Origin of the sequence: Reyranella sp. CPCC 100927, assembly GCF_007859315.1 — a bacterium.
In the GTDB taxonomy this organism is placed as follows: domain Bacteria; phylum Pseudomonadota; class Alphaproteobacteria; order Reyranellales; family Reyranellaceae; genus Vineibacter.
The window spans coordinates 173012-192838 of record NZ_VOHA01000013.1 but is presented as its reverse complement, the minus strand read 5'-3'; the positions used below and the strand labels follow the sequence as shown (position 1 = coordinate 192838).

General features: G+C 64.9%; 19 protein-coding genes. 3 read left to right on the top strand and 16 right to left on the bottom strand.

All coding sequences use genetic code 11. From position 1 onward, the window contains the following. Window positions 1–157: 157 nt before the first annotated feature. The 4 genes from FQU96_RS28255 to FQU96_RS28240 all read right to left on the bottom strand — a co-directional run bounded on the left by FQU96_RS28255 (window position 158) and on the right by FQU96_RS28240 (window position 3145). Complete coding sequence (locus tag FQU96_RS28255) at window positions 158–379, bottom strand: hypothetical protein (RefSeq protein ID WP_146544710.1); 222 nt, start codon at window positions 377–379, stop codon at window positions 158–160. A 106-nt stretch (window positions 380–485) separates the two neighbouring features. Beyond that, window positions 486–1010 carry a hypothetical protein gene (locus FQU96_RS28250; RefSeq protein ID WP_146544709.1) on the bottom strand — a complete coding sequence of 175 codons (525 nt, stop codon included), beginning with the start codon at window positions 1008–1010 and terminating at the stop codon, window positions 486–488. 20 nt (window positions 1011–1030) lie between these two features. Further along, the gene (locus FQU96_RS28245) at window positions 1031–1777 is read right to left on the bottom strand and encodes a Sir2 family NAD-dependent protein deacetylase (protein ID WP_255468600.1); all 747 of its coding nucleotides are present in this window, start codon (window positions 1775–1777) and stop codon (window positions 1031–1033) included. Window positions 1778–1867: 90 nt separating this feature from the next. Then, window positions 1868–3145, bottom strand: a complete 1278-nt coding sequence (locus FQU96_RS28240; RefSeq protein ID WP_146544708.1) for a GntP family permease — start codon at window positions 3143–3145, stop codon at window positions 1868–1870. A gap of 122 nt (window positions 3146–3267) precedes the next feature. Here FQU96_RS28240 and FQU96_RS28235 point away from each other — a divergent pair, with 122 nt between their 5' ends. Beyond that, window positions 3268–4497, top strand: coding sequence for a glycoside hydrolase family 5 protein (locus tag FQU96_RS28235; protein ID WP_178130747.1), 1230 nt, complete (start codon window positions 3268–3270; stop codon window positions 4495–4497). A gap of 164 nt (window positions 4498–4661) precedes the next feature. Here the strand turns inward: FQU96_RS28235 and FQU96_RS28230 are convergent, their stop codons facing one another. The 6 genes from FQU96_RS28230 to FQU96_RS28205 form a co-directional block, all read right to left on the bottom strand. Next, window positions 4662–5456 (bottom strand): ABC transporter ATP-binding protein, encoded by a 795-nt coding sequence (locus FQU96_RS28230; RefSeq protein WP_146544706.1) that lies wholly within the window; start codon window positions 5454–5456, stop codon window positions 4662–4664. A 63-nt stretch (window positions 5457–5519) separates the two neighbouring features. Further along, entirely contained in the window at window positions 5520–6785 is a 1266-nt protein-coding gene (locus tag FQU96_RS28225; protein WP_146544705.1) for an ABC transporter substrate-binding protein, read from the bottom strand. A gap of 38 nt (window positions 6786–6823) precedes the next feature. Next, complete coding sequence (locus tag FQU96_RS28220) at window positions 6824–7912, bottom strand: branched-chain amino acid ABC transporter permease (protein ID WP_146544704.1); 1089 nt, start codon at window positions 7910–7912, stop codon at window positions 6824–6826. Between the two features lie 15 nt (window positions 7913–7927). Then, window positions 7928–8821, bottom strand: a complete 894-nt coding sequence (locus FQU96_RS28215; protein ID WP_146544703.1) for a branched-chain amino acid ABC transporter permease — start codon at window positions 8819–8821, stop codon at window positions 7928–7930. Between the two features lie 13 nt (window positions 8822–8834). Continuing rightward, entirely contained in the window at window positions 8835–10775 is a 1941-nt protein-coding gene (locus tag FQU96_RS28210) for an AMP-binding protein (protein ID WP_146544702.1), read from the bottom strand. Next, window positions 10772–11590, bottom strand: a complete 819-nt coding sequence (locus FQU96_RS28205) for an ABC transporter ATP-binding protein (RefSeq protein ID WP_146544701.1) — start codon at window positions 11588–11590, stop codon at window positions 10772–10774. The genes FQU96_RS28210 and FQU96_RS28205 overlap by 4 nt, the downstream gene beginning before the upstream one ends. A gap of 270 nt (window positions 11591–11860) precedes the next feature. Between FQU96_RS28205 and FQU96_RS28200 the strand changes: the two genes are divergently transcribed. Further along, the gene (locus FQU96_RS28200; protein ID WP_146544700.1) at window positions 11861–12718 is read left to right on the top strand and encodes a polysaccharide deacetylase; all 858 of its coding nucleotides are present in this window, start codon (window positions 11861–11863) and stop codon (window positions 12716–12718) included. Window positions 12719–12917: 199 nt separating this feature from the next. Here the strand turns inward: FQU96_RS28200 and FQU96_RS28195 are convergent, their stop codons facing one another. Both FQU96_RS28195 and FQU96_RS28190 read right to left on the bottom strand, forming a co-directional pair. Further along, the gene (locus tag FQU96_RS28195; RefSeq protein ID WP_146544699.1) at window positions 12918–13805 is read right to left on the bottom strand and encodes an arginase family protein; all 888 of its coding nucleotides are present in this window, start codon (window positions 13803–13805) and stop codon (window positions 12918–12920) included. A 63-nt stretch (window positions 13806–13868) separates the two neighbouring features. After that, window positions 13869–14747: a phytanoyl-CoA dioxygenase family protein gene (locus tag FQU96_RS28190; RefSeq protein ID WP_146544698.1), complete on the bottom strand. Its 879-nt coding sequence runs from the start codon at window positions 14745–14747 to the stop codon at window positions 13869–13871. Window positions 14748–14909: 162 nt separating this feature from the next. Between FQU96_RS28190 and FQU96_RS28185 the strand changes: the two genes are divergently transcribed. Beyond that, entirely contained in the window at window positions 14910–15620 is a 711-nt protein-coding gene (locus FQU96_RS28185; RefSeq protein WP_146544697.1) for an RraA family protein, read from the top strand. A 24-nt stretch (window positions 15621–15644) separates the two neighbouring features. Here FQU96_RS28185 and FQU96_RS28180 read toward each other — a convergent pair whose 3' ends face one another. The 4 genes from FQU96_RS28180 to FQU96_RS28165 all read right to left on the bottom strand — a co-directional run bounded on the left by FQU96_RS28180 (window position 15645) and on the right by FQU96_RS28165 (window position 19825). Next, the gene (locus tag FQU96_RS28180; protein ID WP_146544696.1) at window positions 15645–17261 is read right to left on the bottom strand and encodes a class I SAM-dependent methyltransferase; all 1617 of its coding nucleotides are present in this window, start codon (window positions 17259–17261) and stop codon (window positions 15645–15647) included. A 410-nt stretch (window positions 17262–17671) separates the two neighbouring features. Next, entirely contained in the window at window positions 17672–18226 is a 555-nt protein-coding gene (locus FQU96_RS28175) for a YbjN domain-containing protein (RefSeq protein ID WP_146544695.1), read from the bottom strand. A gap of 19 nt (window positions 18227–18245) precedes the next feature. Beyond that, window positions 18246–19193: a peptidylprolyl isomerase gene (locus FQU96_RS28170; protein WP_146544694.1), complete on the bottom strand. Its 948-nt coding sequence runs from the start codon at window positions 19191–19193 to the stop codon at window positions 18246–18248. Further along, window positions 19190–19825, bottom strand: a complete 636-nt coding sequence (locus FQU96_RS28165; RefSeq protein WP_146544693.1) for a hypothetical protein — start codon at window positions 19823–19825, stop codon at window positions 19190–19192. Before FQU96_RS28165 ends, FQU96_RS28170 begins: the two co-directional genes overlap by 4 nt. Between the last annotated feature and the right edge of the window lie 2 nt (window positions 19826–19827).

Here is a 19827-nt window from a genome sequence, read left to right as displayed (position 1 = left end):
CATCACCACAACCAGTTTGGCACATCGATGCCGGGTGGGGGCCGTCCACACCATCATCCCGAGCGTAGCGAGGGATCCAGGCGCCGTTCCTAGATCCCTCGCTACGCTCGGGGCGACAGTCGCGACTCACACTCGAGCGACAGTCGATACTGGGATATCAGGTCCGTGGAAGCATGTTGGTCGCGCTGCCACTGTCCTGGGATGGCCAGCGCGAGAGTGCGATCCACCAGAGCAACACCACGCCCAGCAGCGGGATCAAGGCGACCAGCGCGAGCGGGCCTGGCCGGCCGATGCGCTGAAGAATCATCCAGATCGGAAAAATCCAGAGGAACGACACCACCAAAACGATGAGCCAGTGAAAGAGTGAAAAACTGCCCATACCGCCCTCTTCTCTTCGAGACCATAGGATCTATAGTCGATCGTTGGCGGCCAGCCTAGAGAGCATGGCTTCGATGGCGCGCGACACCGACCCGCGATGCCAAGTCCTACCCGGCTTTTACAAGACTGGCGGCCCAGTCATGCCAGTAGACTGCGATCTCGGATGTCCGTTTGATGACACGGTCCGGAGCCCAGTCGGCTTTCCACAAATCCAGCCGGTACGTGTCAACGGCGGATGTCGTTGTGTTCGTATCCAGGTCGCTTCCGGCCTGCATGCCGCGCGCATGATATCGGGCGCGATAGGTGCCGGGGACGATGAACATCTTATGCCCGATCTCGGCTGCCCATTCCACGAGTGATATCTCGTTCTTCGGCGCTACGAGCGAAACTTCGACGATTTCATCCCAGCGATCATCAATGCCCTGATCCGCTTCGAACAGATTGATCGTGAACCCGACCTGACCGGTGTGCAGTCCTGTCATCAGGAATAGGATGTCTGACGCGGCAGCGCCGCAGATTCCGTTTTGCTGTCCACGAAAACAATCCTCCATCGAACCATCGAACGGCCCCGCCAGCTCAAGGTACGCCTGGCCATAGTTGACGTTGATGTTCTGCGCGAAGAGCACGGCCACGGCGCTTCTCCCAACGCGCGTCAGTTCACGCCGACCGCACGGCTCATGGTGGGGCCGATCTCGTCGTGGATCACCAGATCCGCGGCATCATCCTGGTCGGTGGGATCACGGTTGAGAATCACCAGCCTGGCACCGTTGCGTTTGGCCATCATTGGGAACGCCGCCGCCGGGTAGACCACCAGCGAGCTGCCCAGCACGACGAAGAGATCGCATGCCATGGTCTCCTCGCGCGCCCGCTCCATCTCGATCTCCGGCATCGACTGGCCGAAGGAGATCGTGGCGGTCTTCACGATGCCGCCGCACTGGCGGCACTCCGGCAAGGTCTCGTCCTGATCGAACAGCGCACGCACCCACTCCAGCTCGTAACGCTCGCCGCAATCCAGGCAGGCCGCATAGGTGGCGTTGCCGTGCAGCTCGATGACCTTGTCGTCGGCCACACCCGAGGCCTGGTGCAGGCCATCGATGTTCTGGGTGACGATGGCCGTCATGCGTCCCTGTTCGACCAGGCGCGCCAGTGCGCGGTGACCGGCATTGGGGGTTGCGTTGCGCATTACCGCATCGGTGGCGAACTTGCGGCGCCAGGATTCGCGGCGTGCCTCCTCCGACGCCAGGAAGTCGCCGAACTCGATCGGCCGATAGCGCGTCCAGATGCCGCCGGGTGAGCGAAAGTCGGGGATGCCTGACTCGGTCGAAATGCCGGCGCCGGTGAAGCCGACAATGCGCGTGGCGTCGGCGATCATGCGCCTCAGGTCATCGACAGCCGCCATAGTAGCCTCCTCTTTGACGTGGCCAGTGTAGTTCCTTCGGACCGCGCGCGTCCACGCGCGCTCATGCGCTGGCCTCGTGGGCGTGCACGGTCAGCGCACCACGAGCGACAACAGCAGCAGGATCACGACGGCAAGCGCCGCCTGGATCACCGTGCCGAGAGAGAAGACCCGCAGGGTGCGGCCCGGCGTCAGTCGCGCGGCATACGCCGTCAGCCAGAATTGGGCGTCGTTGATGTGGCAGACGGCCATGGCACCGGCGCCGATCGCCAACACCGCAAGCACACGCCCGCCGTCACCGGTCAACCCCAGCGACGGCAGCAAGGGTTCAACCATGCCCGCAGCGGTCAGAGTCGCGACCAGCGACGAGCCCATCAGTGTCTTGATCAGCAGCGCGACCAGAAAGGGGCCCAGCACGCCCAGCCTCAGGCCTGACACGTCTTCCGCCAGCAGAGTCGGAATACCGGTCTCGTCGATCACCCGGCCAAAGCCACCGGCCATGCCCGCCACCAGCAGAGTCGCGGCGGCTCCGCGCAGCGCTGCGCCGATCCAACCCTGCTCCGAGAGCGCCTTGCCATCCCATTGCCAGGTCAATAGCAACACCAGGCCGACCGCGATCACCATCAGCATCAGCGGCCGGCTGATGCCGGTATAGAATTCGCGCGCGCCGCCGCGGCCCAGCGGCTCGCTGGGGATCTGCGCCACCGATTGAACGACCAGCAATGCCAATGGCACGAGTACCGGCAGGCTCAGCGCCAGCCCGTCGCGCAAGGTCGGGCGGCCGGCGGACTCCGCCGGTGCATCGACCTCAGCCGGCAGCGCGCGGCGCACGGCCAGCCAACCTGTAACGGCGACAATCACTGCCAGCGGCGCGCCGATCACGAAGACGGCAAAGATGTCTGCCTTCAGGACGGCGGCCGCCGCAATCGCGATGGGCGACGGCGGTACCAACGCATGTGCCGCCAACAGCGCCAGCGACAGCGGTACCCCCGCACGCGGACCGGCCCAACGGACCACCGGCAATGCCAAGGCCAGCGCCGCGGTGGGAGATCCGCCGACGCCCGCCACGAGACCGATGGGGATCGGCAGGCCGCGGTGGCCGCCCAGGGCGGCGCCCATGCGTGCTGCGGCACCCGAACCGTCGACGAACGCCGCGGCGATGGCGCCGCCGACCAGCACCAACCCGACCTGCTCCAGGGTGTGGACGAAGCCGATACCGAATGCGCGACCGACCGAATTGGCCGTCATGTTGGCGGCGACGCCGAAGGCCACGACGAGACCTGCCATGGCGACGACGGGGTGCAGCCGCAACCGGCCGGTCAACACCACGAAGGCCGCCACACACAGCGCAACCCACAAAACCGTGAACATGGTCGGCGTCTTTCCCCCCGGCAACGGCGCAGCCGCGACGCCGGATGGCGCGCACCTTGCAAGTATTTACTACCGCTGACCCCCGGTCGCGATCTACTCTCTGCCGCAACAATGAAGCCAAGATGTCCGTGCGCCGCCGTCTTTTCCTCGCCCTGCCTGTCATCGCCGTGCTGCCGTCCCCGGCCCTCGCCCGACCGGCCGACGGCCTGGTGCGTATCGAGGGCCGCCGATTCGTCACCCCCGACGGCAAGCCCCTGCTCCTGAAAGGGATCAACCTCGGCAACTGGATGATGCCCGAGGGCTACATGTTCAAGTTCGAGCGCGCCAAGGCACCGCGCCAGATCGAGGGCGCCATGGAGCGCCTGGTTGGTTCACAGGGGGCGGCACGCTTCTGGAAGACGTTCCGCGACACCTACATCACCGAGGACGACCTGCGCTTCATCGCCGCCGTCGGCTTCAACATGGTCCGCATTCCCCTGCACTACCGGCACTTCGTGACCGCCGGCAGCCCACCGCGCTTCGAGGGCGAGGGCTATGCCCTGCTCGACCGGGTGCTGGGCTGGGCACGTACGCATGGCCTGCGCGTCGTGCTGGACCTGCACGCCGCGCCCGGCGGGCAGACCGGCATCAACCATGACGACGGGCCGGGTTATCCGCTGATGTTCTACGTGCCGGCGCACCGGCAACTCACCATCGCGCTGTGGCGCCACATCGCAGCGCGCTACCGCGACGATCCGACGATCCTGGGCTACGACCTGCTCAACGAGCCGATTGCTCCCTATCACGACGTTGCCTACCTCAACGGCAAGCTCGAGCCGTTCTATCGCGAGGCGACAGCCGCCATCAGGTCGGTCGACCCGCACCGCATCATCTTCCTGGCCGGCGGCCAATGGAGCTCGAGCTTCGACATGTTCGGCCCGCCATTCGCGCCCAACCTCGCCTACACGTTCCATAGCTTCTGGGCCAGCACACGCCGCGATTCGATCCAGCGCCACCTCGATTTCAGCTATCGCCACAACGTGCCTCTGTTCTTGGGAGAGACCGGCGAGCTGACCGACGCGTGGAACGAGCAATTCCGCACCCTGCAGGAGCGCCATGGTATCGGCTGGAGCTTCTGGACGTACAAGAACCTCGACACGCCATCGACCGTCGTGTCGATCCCGCGGCCGGCCGACTGGGACGCCGTTGTCGCCATCGCCGATCGGCCGCCCTCGCGCTGGGGCGAGCCGTTGCCGCTACCTCAGGCACGCATCGACGCTGCGCTGGCGCAGTACCTCGAAGGCATCCGCTTCGCCAACGGCACCATCCGCTGGAGCTACATCGCGTCGCTGGGTCTGAAGCCGGGGTTGTGAGTGCAATACCTTGCCCCGCTCGCGGGGGAAGGTGCCCGAAGGGCGGATGGGGGATGGTGCGACGGCGCCGACGCTCGATGGCAAGCACCATTTCCGTTGAAGCACCCCCCATCCGGCGCTTCGCGCCACCTTCCCCCGCAAGCGGGGGAAGGTATTTTTTCGACTCAGGACAGCCAGCGTTTGCGGCGTTTGTAGTGCTTGACGTCGCGGTAGGATTTGCGCGAGCCGACCTCGTTGAGGCCGAGGTAGAACTCCTTGATGTCCGAGTTCTCGCGCAGGCTGGCGGCGGCACCCTCGAGCACGATGCGGCCATTCTCCATCACATAGCCGTGGTCGGCGATCTCGAGTGCCAGGGTGGCGTTCTGCTCGACCAAGAGCACCGTGAGTCCTTCGTTCTTCACCAGTTTCTGGACGATGCCGAAAATCTCCTCGACCAGCATCGGCGCCAAGCCCAGGGATGGTTCATCAAGTAAGATCACCTTGGGCCGGCTCATCAGGGCACGACCGATCGCGAGCATCTGCTGTTCCCCGCCGGAGAGATAGCCCGACTGCTGCGTCCGCCGCTCCTTCAGGCGCGGGAAATAGCCGTACACCATCTCCATGGTGGTACGGATCTCGCGCATGTCGGGGCGGATATGCCCGCCCGCGATGAGGTTTTCTTCGGTCGTCAGGTGCTCGAAGACGCGCCGGCCTTCGAACACCTGGGCCAGCCCCAGCCGCGTGACGTCAAAGGCCGGCATGCCGTCAATGCGACGACCATCGAGTTCCACAGCACCCTTGGTCACTTCGCCGCGTTCACTGCGCAAAACGCCGGAGATCGCTTTCAAGGTGGTCGTCTTGCCGGCGCCGTTGGCGCCCAGCAAGGTCGTGATCCTGCCCTGGCCGGCGGTAATCGACACGCCCTTCAGCACCAGGATCACGCCGTCGTAGACGACTTCGACGTTGTTCAGGTTCAGCATGGCAGACGCAGACTCCTGTCGGTCGGCCTTCCTCCGCGCGCGGAGGAAGGCTCGATAGGTCCGTCAGCCGCCAGCCTTCTTGGCTTCGGCTTCAAGATGCTTCTTCAGCACGTCGCGGTAGGCTTGCGTCCACTCGGTGGCCTTCACGAGCTTGCCGCCCTTGGCCTGGAAGACCTGGACCCAGCCGCCGCCCTCGTGATCCTCGGGCGTGATGGCCAGCGGCGGCGCCACACCACCGAGTGCTTCCAGATCCTTGGCGCTGACCTGCTCGAAGCCCTTCTTCACGTCCTCGCCGGTCGGCGCCGCGCCGCCCTTGGCCTTGATGGCGTTGCGCATGGCCACGACGTGCATGGCGGCCCACACGACACCGCGGTTGTAGTAGACCGTCGACGCCATTTCCTTCGGCGGGCCCTTTCCCTGCGCCTTGTACATCGCGGCGATGTCCTTGTGCACGGCATAGTCCGTGCCGACGCCGGCGAACTGCATCGTGTAATAGCCCTCGGCAACGCCGAAGCCACCGGCCGCCTCGATATCGGCCTCCGCCGATCCCCACACGAAGGAGATCACCTTGCTGAGCGGATAGCCGACGCGCTTCAGTTCCTTGATCGACACCGACGGCGCGCGGCCGAACAGGTGTGCGATGACGAAATCGGCGCGATAACGCTGGGCGATGTCGAGGACCTGGGCGCCCATCTCGACGCCAGGCGCCGGCACAGCGAAGGTTCTAAGCTCGAAGCCCTCGCTCTTGGCCAGATCCTCGAGGATCGGCAGCGGCTCCTTGCCGGCCGGGTTGTCGTAGAACAGGTAGGCAATCTTCTTGCCCTTCAGGCTGCCGCCCAGCTTGTCCTTGGCGAACTTGACACCCATTGCCCCCTGCGACCAGTAGCTGGCGGCGATCGGGAACGAATACGGGTAGCGCTTGCCGTCGGCACCCGTGGCGGTACCGAAGCCCGGCGACGTTCCGGGAATTTTGTCCTCCGACAGCCGCTGGGTCAGGGCCGCCACGATCGGCGTACCGTAGAGCGCGATCGAAACGGCGCCTTCCTTCTTCTGGCGCTCGTAGCCTTCGACGCCCGGCGGCACCTTGTACTCGTTGTCGATTTCGACGACACGGATCTTGAAGCCTTCGATGCCGCCTTTCGAATTGACGAGCGCGATGTAGTCGTGGAAGCCCGGGCACATGATCGTGCTGACGGTCTGCGTCGGCCCGACGCGATCGCACTGCACACCGACCACGATCTCCTTTTGCGCCCAGGCCGGCACAGAAGCCAGCGCGGCGCCAGCCGCAAGCAGCGTCGTGAACGCCCAACGACTTGCAGTCTTCGACATTCTACCCTCCCTATCCTTTTGCCCACGCAGCAGGCCGGTCAGTAGGAAAACGGCCAGACTCTGAAGTAGTTACGGATGTTACGCCACAGGCGGTTGAGCCCCTCGGGCTCGAGAATCAGGAACACGATGATCAGCAGGCCGAACGTGATGACACGCACGTTGGACACCACGTGCTGGATCTGCTGCATCTCGAACATCATCGAGCCGACACTTTCGACCAGCCAGGTGATCGCGATCGGCAACAAGGTCACGAAAATCGCGCCCAGGACGGAACCCAGCACCGACCCCAGACCGCCGATGATGATCATCGCCAGATAGTCGATCGAAACGACGATCTGGAACTGCTCATAGTTGGCGATGCCGAGATAGTACGTGTAAAGCACGCCGGTCACACCGGCATAGAACGAGGAAATCGCGAACGACAGCAGCTTGTAGCGATAGATGTTGATGCCGATGATCTCGGCCGCGATATCCTGATCGCGGATGGCGACAAAAGCGCGGCCGATGCGGCTGCGCACCAGGTTGAGCGTCGCCACGACGGCCAACGCGACGAAGAACAACAGGAAGAAATAGAGCTGCCCCTGGGTCTTGAACTCGTAGCCGAACAGGCTCGGCTTGGGCACTTCGATCGAGGCCTGGGCGCCGCCCGAGATTGCCGGCACGTGGTTGATGGTCCACTCGATGATGAGCTGGCCGGCCAGCGTCGCGATCGCCAAATACAGGCCTTTGATGCGGAGACTGGGAATGCCGACAATGGCACCGATCAGCGCTGCCATCAGACCACCCGCCGGCAGCGTGATCCAGAACGGCAGGTCGAATTTCACGGCGAGGTTGGCGGCCGTGTAGGCGCCCACCGACATGAAGGCGGCATGGCCGATGGATATCTGGCCTGTGTAGCCGACCAGGATGTTCAGTCCCAGGGCGCCCACGATGGCGATGAAGATCAGATTGATGATCGACAGGTAGTAGTTCGCGACCAGCGCCGGCGCGAGGCTCAGCAGCACGATGGGAAACAGGATGGCGATCGCAGCGATGGCTGCCACCGTGACCTTCGCCACAGGCAGCGGATAGAGCGCCATGTCGGCTGCGTAGGTCGTCTTGAAGATGCCCGACTCGCGATGAAACATGGGGTCCGCCCGCTACTAGACGCGTTCGATCTTGCGTTTGCCGAAGATGCCGTATGGCCGGATCATCAGCGCCAGAATCATCACCACGTAGGGCGCAAAATCCTTGGTGCCGCCGCCGACATAGGGGTCGATGTAGCCGGCCGCCAGATTTTCGACGATGCCGATAATCAGGCCGCCGACGACGGCACCGATGATCGAGTCGAGGCCACCCAGGATGACGACCGGGAACACCTTGAGCCCGACCAGAGCCAAGTGGACATCGACACCCAGCATCGAGCCCCACACCACGCCACCCAGGGCCGACACGACCCCCGCCATGGCCCAGGCCAGCGCGAAATAGCGCTCGACATTGATGCCCATGGCCATCGCGACCTGCTGGTTGTCAGCCACCGCCCGCATGGCGATCCCCATGCGGCTCTTCAGGAAGAACCAGCTGAAGCCGGCCAGGAACAGGATCGATACGCCAGCGCCGACCAACTGGACCGGCTGCAGCATGACCGGACCGAGCGGGATCGGATCCTCACCAATGAACTCCGGCAGGGATATCGGCCGTGTGCCGGCGCCGAATACCAGCGGCATCAGGCCGCGCAACAATGCCGCCAGACCGATGGTGGCCATGATGACGGCCACGATCGGCCGGCCCAGCAGCGGCCGCAGCATGGCGCGCTCGAGCAGGAAGCCGAACATGACCATGGCCGCCAGCGCCACGATGGCACCGAGAACAAAGCTGGTCGATGCCGCCACGACGACAGCCGCGATGATGCCGGCCGACATCACGAACTCGCCCTGCGCGAAGTTGATGGCGTCGGTCGCCTTGTAGACCAGCACGAAGCCAAGGGCGATCAGGGCGTACATCAGGCCGATCAGGATGCCGTTGACGAGCAGCAGCAGCGTGAATTCCCATTCCATGGCGCATACGCTCCTAGGCTGCCCGCTGCACGGCGCCGGGCGCCGTCTCATGCAAGGCGATGGTCGACGTCAATGTCGACTTGCGGCCGTCCTCGAAGGTGATCTCCATCGTCACCTCGACCTCGTTCTTGCCGCTGTAGAACGCCTCGATCACCGACGCGTACTTCTCGGCTACGAAGCGTCGGCGCACCTTGCGGGTGCGGGTCATTTCCGCGTCGTCGGCATCGAGTTCCTTGTTCAGCAGCAGGAACCGGCGTACCTGCCCCGCCGCCGGCAAGGTCACGTTGCACTTCACGATTTCCTCGCCGATCAACGTCGCCACTTCCGGCTTGCGGCTGAGATCCATGAAGCTGGTATAGGCGAGGTTGTTGCGCTCGGCCCAATTGCCGACCGTATTGAGGTCAATGGCAACCATCGCCGCCACGAAGGGCTTGCCGTCGCCGAACGACACCGCTTCGCGGATGAAGGGACTGAACTTCAGCTTGTTCTCGACAAATTGCGGCGCAAACGGCGTGCCGTCCGCCAGCTTGCCGACATCCTTCGCACGATCGATGATGACGAGATGGCCGCGCGGATCGACAAAGCCGGCATCGCCGGTCTTCAGCCAGCCATCCGCGGTGATCGTCTCGCGCGTGACCTCGTCCTGCTTGAAGTAGCCCTTGAAGATATTGGGACCCGATACCATCACCTCGCCGCGGTCATCGACCCGCACGGCGACACCCGGCAGGGTCCGCCCGACGGAGTTCGGATCGGCTTCATCGTTGAGCTGGCAGGCGATCAGCGCCGATGCTTCGGTGGCGCCATAGACCTGTTTCAGGTTGATACCGAAGGACCGGAAGAACCGGAAATTGTCTGCCCCCAACGGAGCGCCGCCGGTGTAGCAGCTCCGTGCCCGGCGCAGGCCCAGCTGGTCGCGCACGGGTCCATACACCAGGAACTCGCCAAGCGCGTACCACATGCGCTGCCCCAGCGGTACCGCCCGCCCCTCGGACCGCGCCAGTTCGACCTGCTCGGCGATCCGGCGGAAGTGTGCGAAGACCCAGCGTTTCAGCGGTGTCGCGTCGGCGGTCTTCACCTGAATCGACGTCAGCATGTTCTCCCAGATCCGCGGCGGTGCCACCAAGCCGCTGGGGCCCAGCTCGCGCAGGTCGCGCTGCACCGTCTCGGGACTCTCGGGACAGTTCGCGGTGATGCCAGCGACCAGGCCGACGCCCACGGTGAACGTCGTGTCGCCGACCCAGGCCATCGGCAGGTAGGACAGCCAGTTGTCGCCGCGACGGATGCCCTCCATGGTCACGAATCCCTCGGAGATCGTGATCATGTTGCGATGCGTCAACATCACACCCTTGGGACTGCCCGTCGTGCCTGACGTATAGGCGATCATCGCCACATCGTCGGGCGCGCCCCTGGCAAGCTCGGTGTCGAAGTAGCCGGGATTGTCATTGCCATACGTGCGGCCGGCCGCGACGACATCGACGAACGATCGGATCAGCGCATGATCGGCGTAGCTCTGCATGCCACGCGGATCGTCGTAGACGATCCAGCGCAGGCTGGGCAGTTGATCCCTCAGCGACAAGATCTTGTCGACCTGCTCCTGGTCCTCGGCGACGACGATCGACACTTCGGCGTGGTTGAGCACGTAGACGATCTCGGTCGCGATCGAGTCCTGGTATACCGGAACCGAGAAGCCGCCGAGCGCCGCCGCGGCGAGTTGGGCAAAATAGAGCTGCGGGCGATTGTCGCCGACGACCGTGAGCTTCTCGCCGCGCTTGAAGCCCAGCGACGCCAGGCCAAGCGCGAAGTCTCGTACCTGGGTGTGGTAGTCGGCCCAACTCCAGGTCTGCCAGATGCCACGGGTCTTTTCGCGCATGGCGGGATCGGACGACCACTGCCGCGCATTGCGGGCCAGCAGCTTGGGCAAGGTGCCGGTGTGGGGCGAGTCGACAAGGCTCATGTCTGGCCGCCCCCTTTCGTCGTGCCAAGATACGCCTGGATGACGGCCGGACTGCGCTGCACCTCCTCGGGCGTGCCGCCACCGATGCGCCGGCCGCGGTCGAGAACCACGACGCGATCGGAGATATCCATCACCACGCCCATGTCGTGTTCGATCAGCACCACGGTGACGTTGCGCTCGATATTCACGTCGAGCACGAAGCGCGCCATGTCCTCTTTCTCATCCTGGTTCATGCCGCCCATCGGCTCGTCGAGCAGCAGCACCTTGGGCTCCAGTGCCAGCGCGCGGCCCAGCTCGACGCGCTTGCGCAGGCCATAGGACAGCGCGCCGGTCTGCTGCTTGCGCAGATCCTGCAGCTTGAGGAACTCGATGATCTCCTCGCAGCGCTGGCGGTGTGCGATCTCCTCACGGCGCGCCGGCCCCCAATAGAGCGCACTGGCAAACACGCCCGAGCGCATGTGCACGTGGCGGCCCAGCATCAGGTTATCGAGCACGGTCAGCCCGCTGAAGAGCGCGATGTTCTGGAACGTGCGCGCAATGCCCCGTGCCGCCACCTGGCTGGGACGCAGCGCCGTGATGGCAGAGCCCTCGAGCGCAATGGAGCCGGTATCGGGACGATAGAAGCCCGATATCATGTTCAACAGGGACGTTTTGCCCGCGCCATTGGGACCGATCACGGACACGATGGTGCCGCGCGGCACCTCCAGCGACACATCCTGGACCGCGGTCACGCCGCCGAATTTCTTGGAAACACCTTGAACGGTCAGGATCGGCGCTGCGGCGCCACGGTCGGCGAGGGATTCGGCAGCCGACATCGGCTACTATCCCCTCTCCGATGAGGGCGCAGCGGTCCGTCCCGCGCCAGCCGCGCGTTGGCTTGCACTATCTTTCGGCACCAGATCCTCCCGTCCAGGGATCCACCGTATGGGCGCTTTGTGCGGGATCGTTGTCCCGAACCTCATCCGGTGGAGCCGCATGCTTGCACGTCGCCTCCACAAACATCATGAACGTCGGTTCACAGAAACGCAACAGCTTGCACCGCGCCGAACGGGCGAGGACAATCCCACCAAGAGACGGAGGATCTCATGCGCCGACACATCGCCTGCCTGACGTTCGATCATGACCACATGTCGGGCTTCATCGCCCGCGGCATGACCACGCCGACACCGATTTCACGGGGCGAATTCGATATTGTCGCCATTCCCCGCATCGTCGACTTGCTGGCACGCTACAACGCCAAGGCGACATTCTTCACGCCAGGGCATACGATCGAGAGCGCCTGGCGAAGCGTCGAGACCTATGTCGACGCGGGCCACGAGCTGGCCCACCACGGCTGGACACACCGGCCACCGGCGACGGTCGAGCGCGCTGAGGAAGAAGAGGAAATCGTGCGCGGCAACGAGGCGATCAAGAAGATCAGCGGCCGGGGCGCGCGCGGCTACCGCTCACCGTCATGGGACCTCAGCCCGCACACCATCGAACTGCTGCTCAAGCACGGCATCCAGTACGACAGCTCACTGATGGGCGACGACTACGACTGCTACTTCGCGCGCCAGGGCGACGTCGCCGAGCTGAAGACCCCCTTCGTGCGGGGCCGCGAGACGAGCCTGGTCGAGATGCCGATCAGCTGGTCGCTCGACGACTTCCCCTACTTCGAATACATGCGCAATCCCAACGGCGCCATCCAGCAAGGCCTGTCGAACGCCACACACGTGCTGGAGAATTTCGTCGACGACTTCGTCTATATGACACGCATCCGCGATCGCGGCATCCTGACCTATACGTTCCATCCGCACGTCATCGGCCGCGGTCATCGCATGATGATGCTGGAGCGCCTGATCCTGAAGCTGCTCGAGCACGGCGCGGTATTCATGACCATGGAACAGGCGCTGGCCGAATGGCGTACCTGGCGCGCCGAAGGCGAGCGCCGGGCCGCGGAGTGATCAGGCCACGCTACTACCCGGAATCACGCGTCCCTGATCCCGCTGTCATCCCGAGCGCAGCGAGGGATCTTCCGAAAGTGCCGCACGGGTGCACCTGCATCGAAAGATCCCTCGCTGCGCTCGGGATGACAGCGTGGGCCGATAAAATCACAGGCTGTCGGGATGACGATCCTGAGTCACACTCTAGCGATCGTCGGTACTACACGTGCAGCCCACGCACCAGAACGTCGGTGAGCGTGCGCGCAATGCTACCGTCGGGGTCAAGCCTGGGATTGAAGACCGTGATGTTGATGCCGACGGCACGACCGCTGTCGACACCGGCGCGCAGGACGGTGGCGAGTTCATCCCATGTCAGACCGTCCGGCATGCGATAGTCCACCGCGGGCATCACGGCGTCGTCGAGCACATCGGCGTCGAGGTGAATCCAGAAGCCTTCCAGGTCAGCGCGCGCGAGATCGCTGACGGCTTCCGCCGCCGCGGCGGCTGGTCCCCTCGCCCGCACCGCATCGAGGTCGATCAGGCGGATCGGCGTATCCTCGACGCGCTGGCTGCCGTATTCGGCTGCCACGGCGGCGTCACGGCGTCCCCAGACGACGACGTCTTCATCGCGCACCAGCGGCCGGCGGCCTTCGATATCGGTGACGATGGTCGGGCCACGCCCGGTGGCGAATGCCAGGTCCATCGACGCCGCCTCGCCGTTGGGTTCCGCTTCGGGCTGGTAGAAGTCGGCATGCCCGTCGAGAAAGAGCAGTCCGTAGCGTCCACGACGGCGCAGCGCCAGCAGGTTACCCAGCACAATCGAGCAGTCGCCGCCCAGCACGACCGGGAATGCGCCATCGTCCACCAACGCACCGACGGTGTCGGCGAGCGCCACGGCGTATTCCGCCAAGCCCTGGGGATTGAGCAGCAGCGTGTCGGGATCGCGTTGCGGGTCATAAGGCGGCGGCTCGACACGCCCGGCACGACGTGCATTCAGCCGCTGCGCCAGGCCAGCGGCCAGCAGCGCATCCGGCAGCGTTTCAACGCCTTTGGGAAACAGACCGAGTATCGAGGGTGCCTCGACGACCACGCGCGGCTTGCCGGCCATGTGTCACGTCTCCGTGCCTGTCTGACGGGATAACCCGTCTGCAGGCCACGCGGTTCCATGGCCTCAGGCCGAGGTCGCCGAGGCCTGACCTTGCACAGTGAAGAACGACGCCGACTTGGGTTGCTGCGGCAGCTCGACCAGGCCCTGGGTCAGGCGCGCCGTGCGGGCCGGCTTGCCACGCACGATCTCGCCCTCGTGCAGGCTGGGCATGGGGTTGCGCGCCAGTGGAACGGCGTCGGCAGCAGTGTAGACGCAGATGTAGAGGCCGCGCGCTGTGCTGCCGCGGTTGGCCGTCGAGCCGTGCGCCAGCCGGGTGTGCATCAGGCAGACGCTGCCGGCCGGGCCGTAGCACGGCACACTCCTGGCCAGCAGCTCGGCCTCGACGGAGGGCGCCACGGCGCCGGTGAAGGTATCGCCGTCGAACAGCGAATAGACCGGGCCCTTGTGCGAACCCGGCGCCACGGTCAGCGCGCCGTTGGTCGCGTCGATATCGTCCAGGAACAGCAGTGCCGTCACGATGTCGTCGTTGGTGTGCGGCGTGTAGGCGAAATCCTGATGGTAGAGCACCTCGGTCTTGGCGCCGGTCAGCTTGAGGTTGATCTTGCAGTGATGGAACTTCACGTCGGGTCCGATCAGGTCGGCCACCATGTCGGTCATGCGGCTCTGGCGCATGACGTCGAGATAGGCTGCCGAGATGTCCGACGGGTTGTTGATACGCCGCAGTGCCGGCTTCTCGGCGCTGTGTTCCGTACCCATGTCAAAGCGTGGCCGGCCGTCGACCGTGGGTGGCCCGAACGGGGTGCGATGCGCGCGGCTCTTCTCGACCCAGGCGGCGATCTCGGCACGCAGCGCGGCGAGCTGCGCCGGGCTCACCGCATCGGGCGCTACCAGGTAGCCATCGCGCCGGAAATCATCGATCTGCGCTTGCGAAAGAACCGCCATGGCACCCCTCCCAGGGTTTGCCGCAGTGTCCGGCGGCGGCTGGCGCGATGCAAGGGGCAGATGCAGGCAAGCCATGCGGGGTTGCGCTTGCCGCCACGACAGCCCGCAGCCTATTTTCCAAAGCCCACGACAGTAAGCGTGTGGACGAACGGGAGACGGTTGATGGCAGAGAAAGTGACGCTGACGGCGGCGGATTTCCGGGCGCTCAAGGCGCTCGACACGCCGACAGTGTGCAACGCGTTGGAACTGGTGGCGCCGCAACGGCGCCTTCATGGCTACAACACCCAGCCGCTGCGCTGCCTTTATCCCAACCTGCCGCCCATTGTCGGCTTCGCCCGCACCGGTACGATCCGCGCCGCCGAACCGTCGTTCCGCACGCCCGCGGATGACCGCGCCATGCGCCTGCGCTGGTATGAGTATGTCGACAAAGGCCCCAAGCCGTCGGTGATCCTGCTGCAGGATCTCGATGCCCTGCCCGGTTACGGCTCGTTCTGGGGCGAGGTGAACAGCCATGTGCATCGCGGCCTGGGTGCGCTGGGCGTGATCACCAACGGCTCGGTGCGTGACATCCCGATGAACGCCAAGGGCTTTCAGATGCTGGCCGGCAACGTGATGCCGAGCCACGCCCACGTGCACGTCGTCGACGTCGGCGTGCCCGTCAGCATCAGCGGCATGTCGGCCCAGTCGGGCGACCTGATCCATGCTGACATGCATGGCGCCGTGGTGATCCCGCTCGATGTCGCCAAGAAGATCGCTGATGCCGCCAAGCTTTTGGGCCGGCGCGAGTCAGTGATCATCAACGCTTCGAAGAAGAAAGGCTTCAGCTTCGAAAAGCTTGCCAAGGCGATGAAGGACTCGGCCGACATCCACTGATGCTACCGGCGCTCCTTGGGATGATCAGTGTGGCGAGCTCGGGCTAAGGCCCTTGCTCGCCCCGATCAGGGCATAGTGCACCAGAGGGTTGATCGGATCCGAACCGAGATACCGGCTCCGGTAACGGTTGGTATCGAACATCGGGCTGGGATTGCGGCCTTCGCCGGCACCATGGCTGAGATAGTGCACGAGCGGATTGACGCCTTCGCGCAGGACGTCCGGGTACTGCTCGACGTACCAGCGGCAGTCGAACAGCGGATGCGGCTTGCGCAACTCCCGTGCACCGTGCTCGACGAAGTGGATGAGGGGATTGACGCCGCTGGCCGCAACGTCGGGATTGGTGGCGAGATACCACGATGTGTCAAACAGCGGATGCGGATCGCAACTGTTGTCGGCGCGATCAATCAGGTAATGCGCCAGTGGACTGAGGCCGCGCTCGGACACGTCGGGATACTGCTGGAGATACCAGCGGGCCTCGATCAGAGGATGCGGGCTGCGCCCTTCGAGCCCGCCGTGGCGCGCATAGTGGACCAGCGGATTGATGTCGCTGGCGGCAACGTCGGGGTTGCTGGCGAGGTACCACGCTGTGTCGAATAGCGGGTGCGGGTCGCGCCTTTCGACAGCGCCACATGACAGATAGTGGCCAAACGGATCGACGGCAGCACGGGCCACGTCGGGATTCTTGTGGAGGTACCATCGCGCGTCGAAGAGCGGTTCGATGCGGCCGTGCCGCCAACGTCGGGCGACGGCCGCGAGCCCGCGGCGTACTACCAGCGATACGCCGTTCGCCCGGAACAGCCAGGATCGCTTCAGGGATTGGCGGTCATCAACCAGTTCGCGCTGCGCACGACGCGCCTCGCGCAGCTCCATCGTCAGCCGCGCGATCGTTCTTTCCTGCCGCGCCCGCTCATCCATATGCCGCGCCTGGCTTGCCGTGCGCTGCGCTTCGAGAACCGCCATGCGGGCCGAGATTTCTGCGGCCCGACGGCGTCCTTCCGCGAGCGCGGTCGCGGCCTGATCGATCTCGCCGCGCATCGCCGCCGTGGCCGCTTCCCTTGCCTCGCTGGTTCGATGGTCGGCCGAAACGGCCGCGCCGAGCCGGGCATAGGCCGACTTGATCGCCGATGCGCTCGCCTCATCCGCCGACACGTCGAGCAGGTCGCGCACGGCAGGTGGCAAAACCTTGCCGACGCCCAATACACCGAGACCATGCCCGTGCACGAAGGCAAAGCTAGGGTAACGCTGGGACAACGCCGCCCAGTAGCGCTGAACGCCGAAGCCGCGTTCACGGACATTGGTGTCATGGAACAGAACCACGGCGCGGTCGGACAGTTTGGGCAGCCACGTCTCGAAATCCGACTTCACGTCATCGTGGTAGTGCCGGCCATCGATGTGCAGCAGATCGATCGACCCGTCGTCAAAGTACCGGCGGGCATCTGCGAACGACATTCGCATCAGGGTCGAGAAATCGCTGTAGTGCTGTGCGTTGTATCGCGCGACGCCGGCGAAGACGTCCTCGCCATAGCGGCCGGCGTGATCGTCGCCGCTCCAATGATCGATCGCGAACGCGGCCGCGCTGCCCCCCGCCATGCGAACGCCCTGGCACATGGCGAAATAGGAGAAGCCGCGATGCGCGCCCAATTCGACCAAGAAGCGCGGCTTGAGCTTATCGATCAGCCAGAACGCGAAGGGCGCATGCTGATGCCAAGCCGAGTCCACGACCTGGTCGGGGGCACGAAACGAGCAGGTCGACAGAAAGCGTTGACGCCAATCATCTGTCGCCACCGATCGCACAGGGCGGTCCAGCACGTCGAGTTCGCGAAGTTCGGCAGCCACGTCTCGCCCCCTTCAAGGTCTGTCCGCCCAAAAGGTTGCCGAGTGATTCCAGGGAACAGTGAGCCCAACGGGTTCGGGGAAAGGGCCGCAGGATGTTCACTGCTCTCCACCGGAATCACTCGGCCCCATACGCGTCCGCCTCAAACACGACCCGGCAGACACGCAAGGGAACCTGGCCAGCCGACGCACCACCATCGGCGTCGGCTGGAAACCCTTCAGTTCGACACTGCAGCAGCCTGCGCCGGCGCCGCCGGCATGTTGCCCGGCATCGTTGCCGTCTCGGCGCCGTTGAGCCCGGCTGGCGCCGCCAGGCGCTGCAACGCGTCCCGCAGGTACGACACGCAGTCATGCACCAGCAGATCCCAGATCTCGATCTGCGCGCGCAGGAACGCGCTGGTCACACCGCCCAGGACGCTGACGTCCATGCTCAGCACCAGCAGGTCGTTATGAAGATGCAGGCGGGAAAACCGGCGCAGCCCGTTCCAGCCGTTGATCGGCTCCAGCGGCAGCGTGCCCCGAACCTGCAATACGGCGCCGAACGACATGTCGGCGTGGCCACTCGCGTCTTGGAGCGCATTGAGGAAATGCACCTCGAACATCACGCCGTTGGTCGCCGACCGCAGCAGAGGGCGATCCCGATCACCGGCCAGTTCGACGCGGTAGCCGCGATCCTGCATCAACGTGCGTACGAGTTCCGGCGTCAGCGACTGCACCAGGGCGGTGGCATTCGGGTCAGCCACCGGGGCCTCAGCCTGCGTCGTGTTCGACATAAGTTTCTCCTTTCACGAATTACTTGGTGGCGGCCGGCGCTGCGGCACGCCGCGGCTCGTGGCCAGTGCTGTCCAGGACCTTCGACAGCAACAGCTCGTTGATGGCTGGCGGATTCTGTTCCAGCAGGCGTGCGAGATAGGCGCGCCGGTTGGCGAGCGCACGATCGGCACGCAGCTTGTCCACGATCTGGCCGCGAACCTCGGCCAGCGGCCGGGTGTAGGATGCCTTGGTATCGATCAGCCTGATGATCTGCCACCCGTCATCGAAGCGGATCGACTCGGAGACGGCTCCCTTGGCGAGGCCGGCCACCGCCTGGCGCACCTCGGGGCGGATCTGGGTTTCGAGCACCCAGCCGATCTCACCACCTTTGGCGGCCGACTCGGGCGCTTCGGACTCGGTGCGCGCGATGGCAGCGAGATCGGCACCCTTCTGCTTCAGTTTCGCCTGGATGTCGGCGACCTTCTTCTCGGCCTTGTCGGTTGCCGCCTTGTCCGCCCCCTTGGGCATCGCGACATAGATCTGCGCCAGATGGAATTGCCGCGGCACGAGAAACGCCGTCTTGTTGGCCTCATACGTATTCTGCACGTCGGCGTCGGCCGGGAAATCCTTGGGCGCTTCCGACACGGACTGCAGATAGGTTTCGACAATCACGGCCTCGCGGGTCCGCTCCAGCTGCGCCACGACCGCGGGGGTCTGCTCCCACTTCTTGCCGGCAGCCTCCTGCAGGACGATACGGCGGGCCAGCAGGGTCCGTACGCTCTGGCTGAGCAGGCTGGGATCCTTGGCCAGGGCCGCCTGGTCCTGCGGCGACAGCGAGGCAATGTAGGCCCGAAGCTCGTCGACCTTCACATCGGTATTGCCGATACGCGCAATGACGTCGTCAGCCGCGACGGTGGCGGTGGACATGAACAACGCCAGAGCAGCGGCGCACAGGCCGGCTACAGGCGTCATGGCCTTGCGATTCATTTCGTCACCTTCTGATCCAGAAGCTTGTCCTGGTAGTCCTGCACCAGGTTCTGCAGTTCAACGCGCTTGAAGCCGATGAACGGCTCGCGCGCGCCCAGTGCATCGCCCAAGCCGATGCCGGCGTAGCGCGCGAGGATCTCGTTGCCGACCTTGAAAAGCGCGACGTTCTTCGCCTCGCAGGCCGTCAGCCGCTGCGTGAGCGGCGGCACCTGGGTTGCCAGCTGCGCCCGCTCCGTCTCCTTGGCACGCGCCACGTTGGCTGCCTCGTTGAAGGCAGCCTTCCATTTCTCCAGCGCGTCATTGAGCTGGGCCAGTGCCGCGGCCTGATCGGCCAGTCGCCGCTTGTATTCAGCCAGCGTCTCGTCGTCGACCGACGGCTTGGCCGGCTTGTCCTTGTCCTGCGTGGCGGCAGCTGCCGCATGCTGGCGCAGTACCTCCTTTTCGCGTTCGGCCTCGGCGAGTTGCGCCTGCAGGCGGGCACGTTCATCCTCGAGTGAACGCACCTGGGCCGTCGCTGAGCGCAACGCGTCGCGCAGGCGCCCTTCCAGGCTGGCATCTTGAGCCGCAGCCGGGAATCCGGCTGCGAGCGCAACCACCAGCCCGACCGCGATCGACATGACGGGTGCGTGCATGA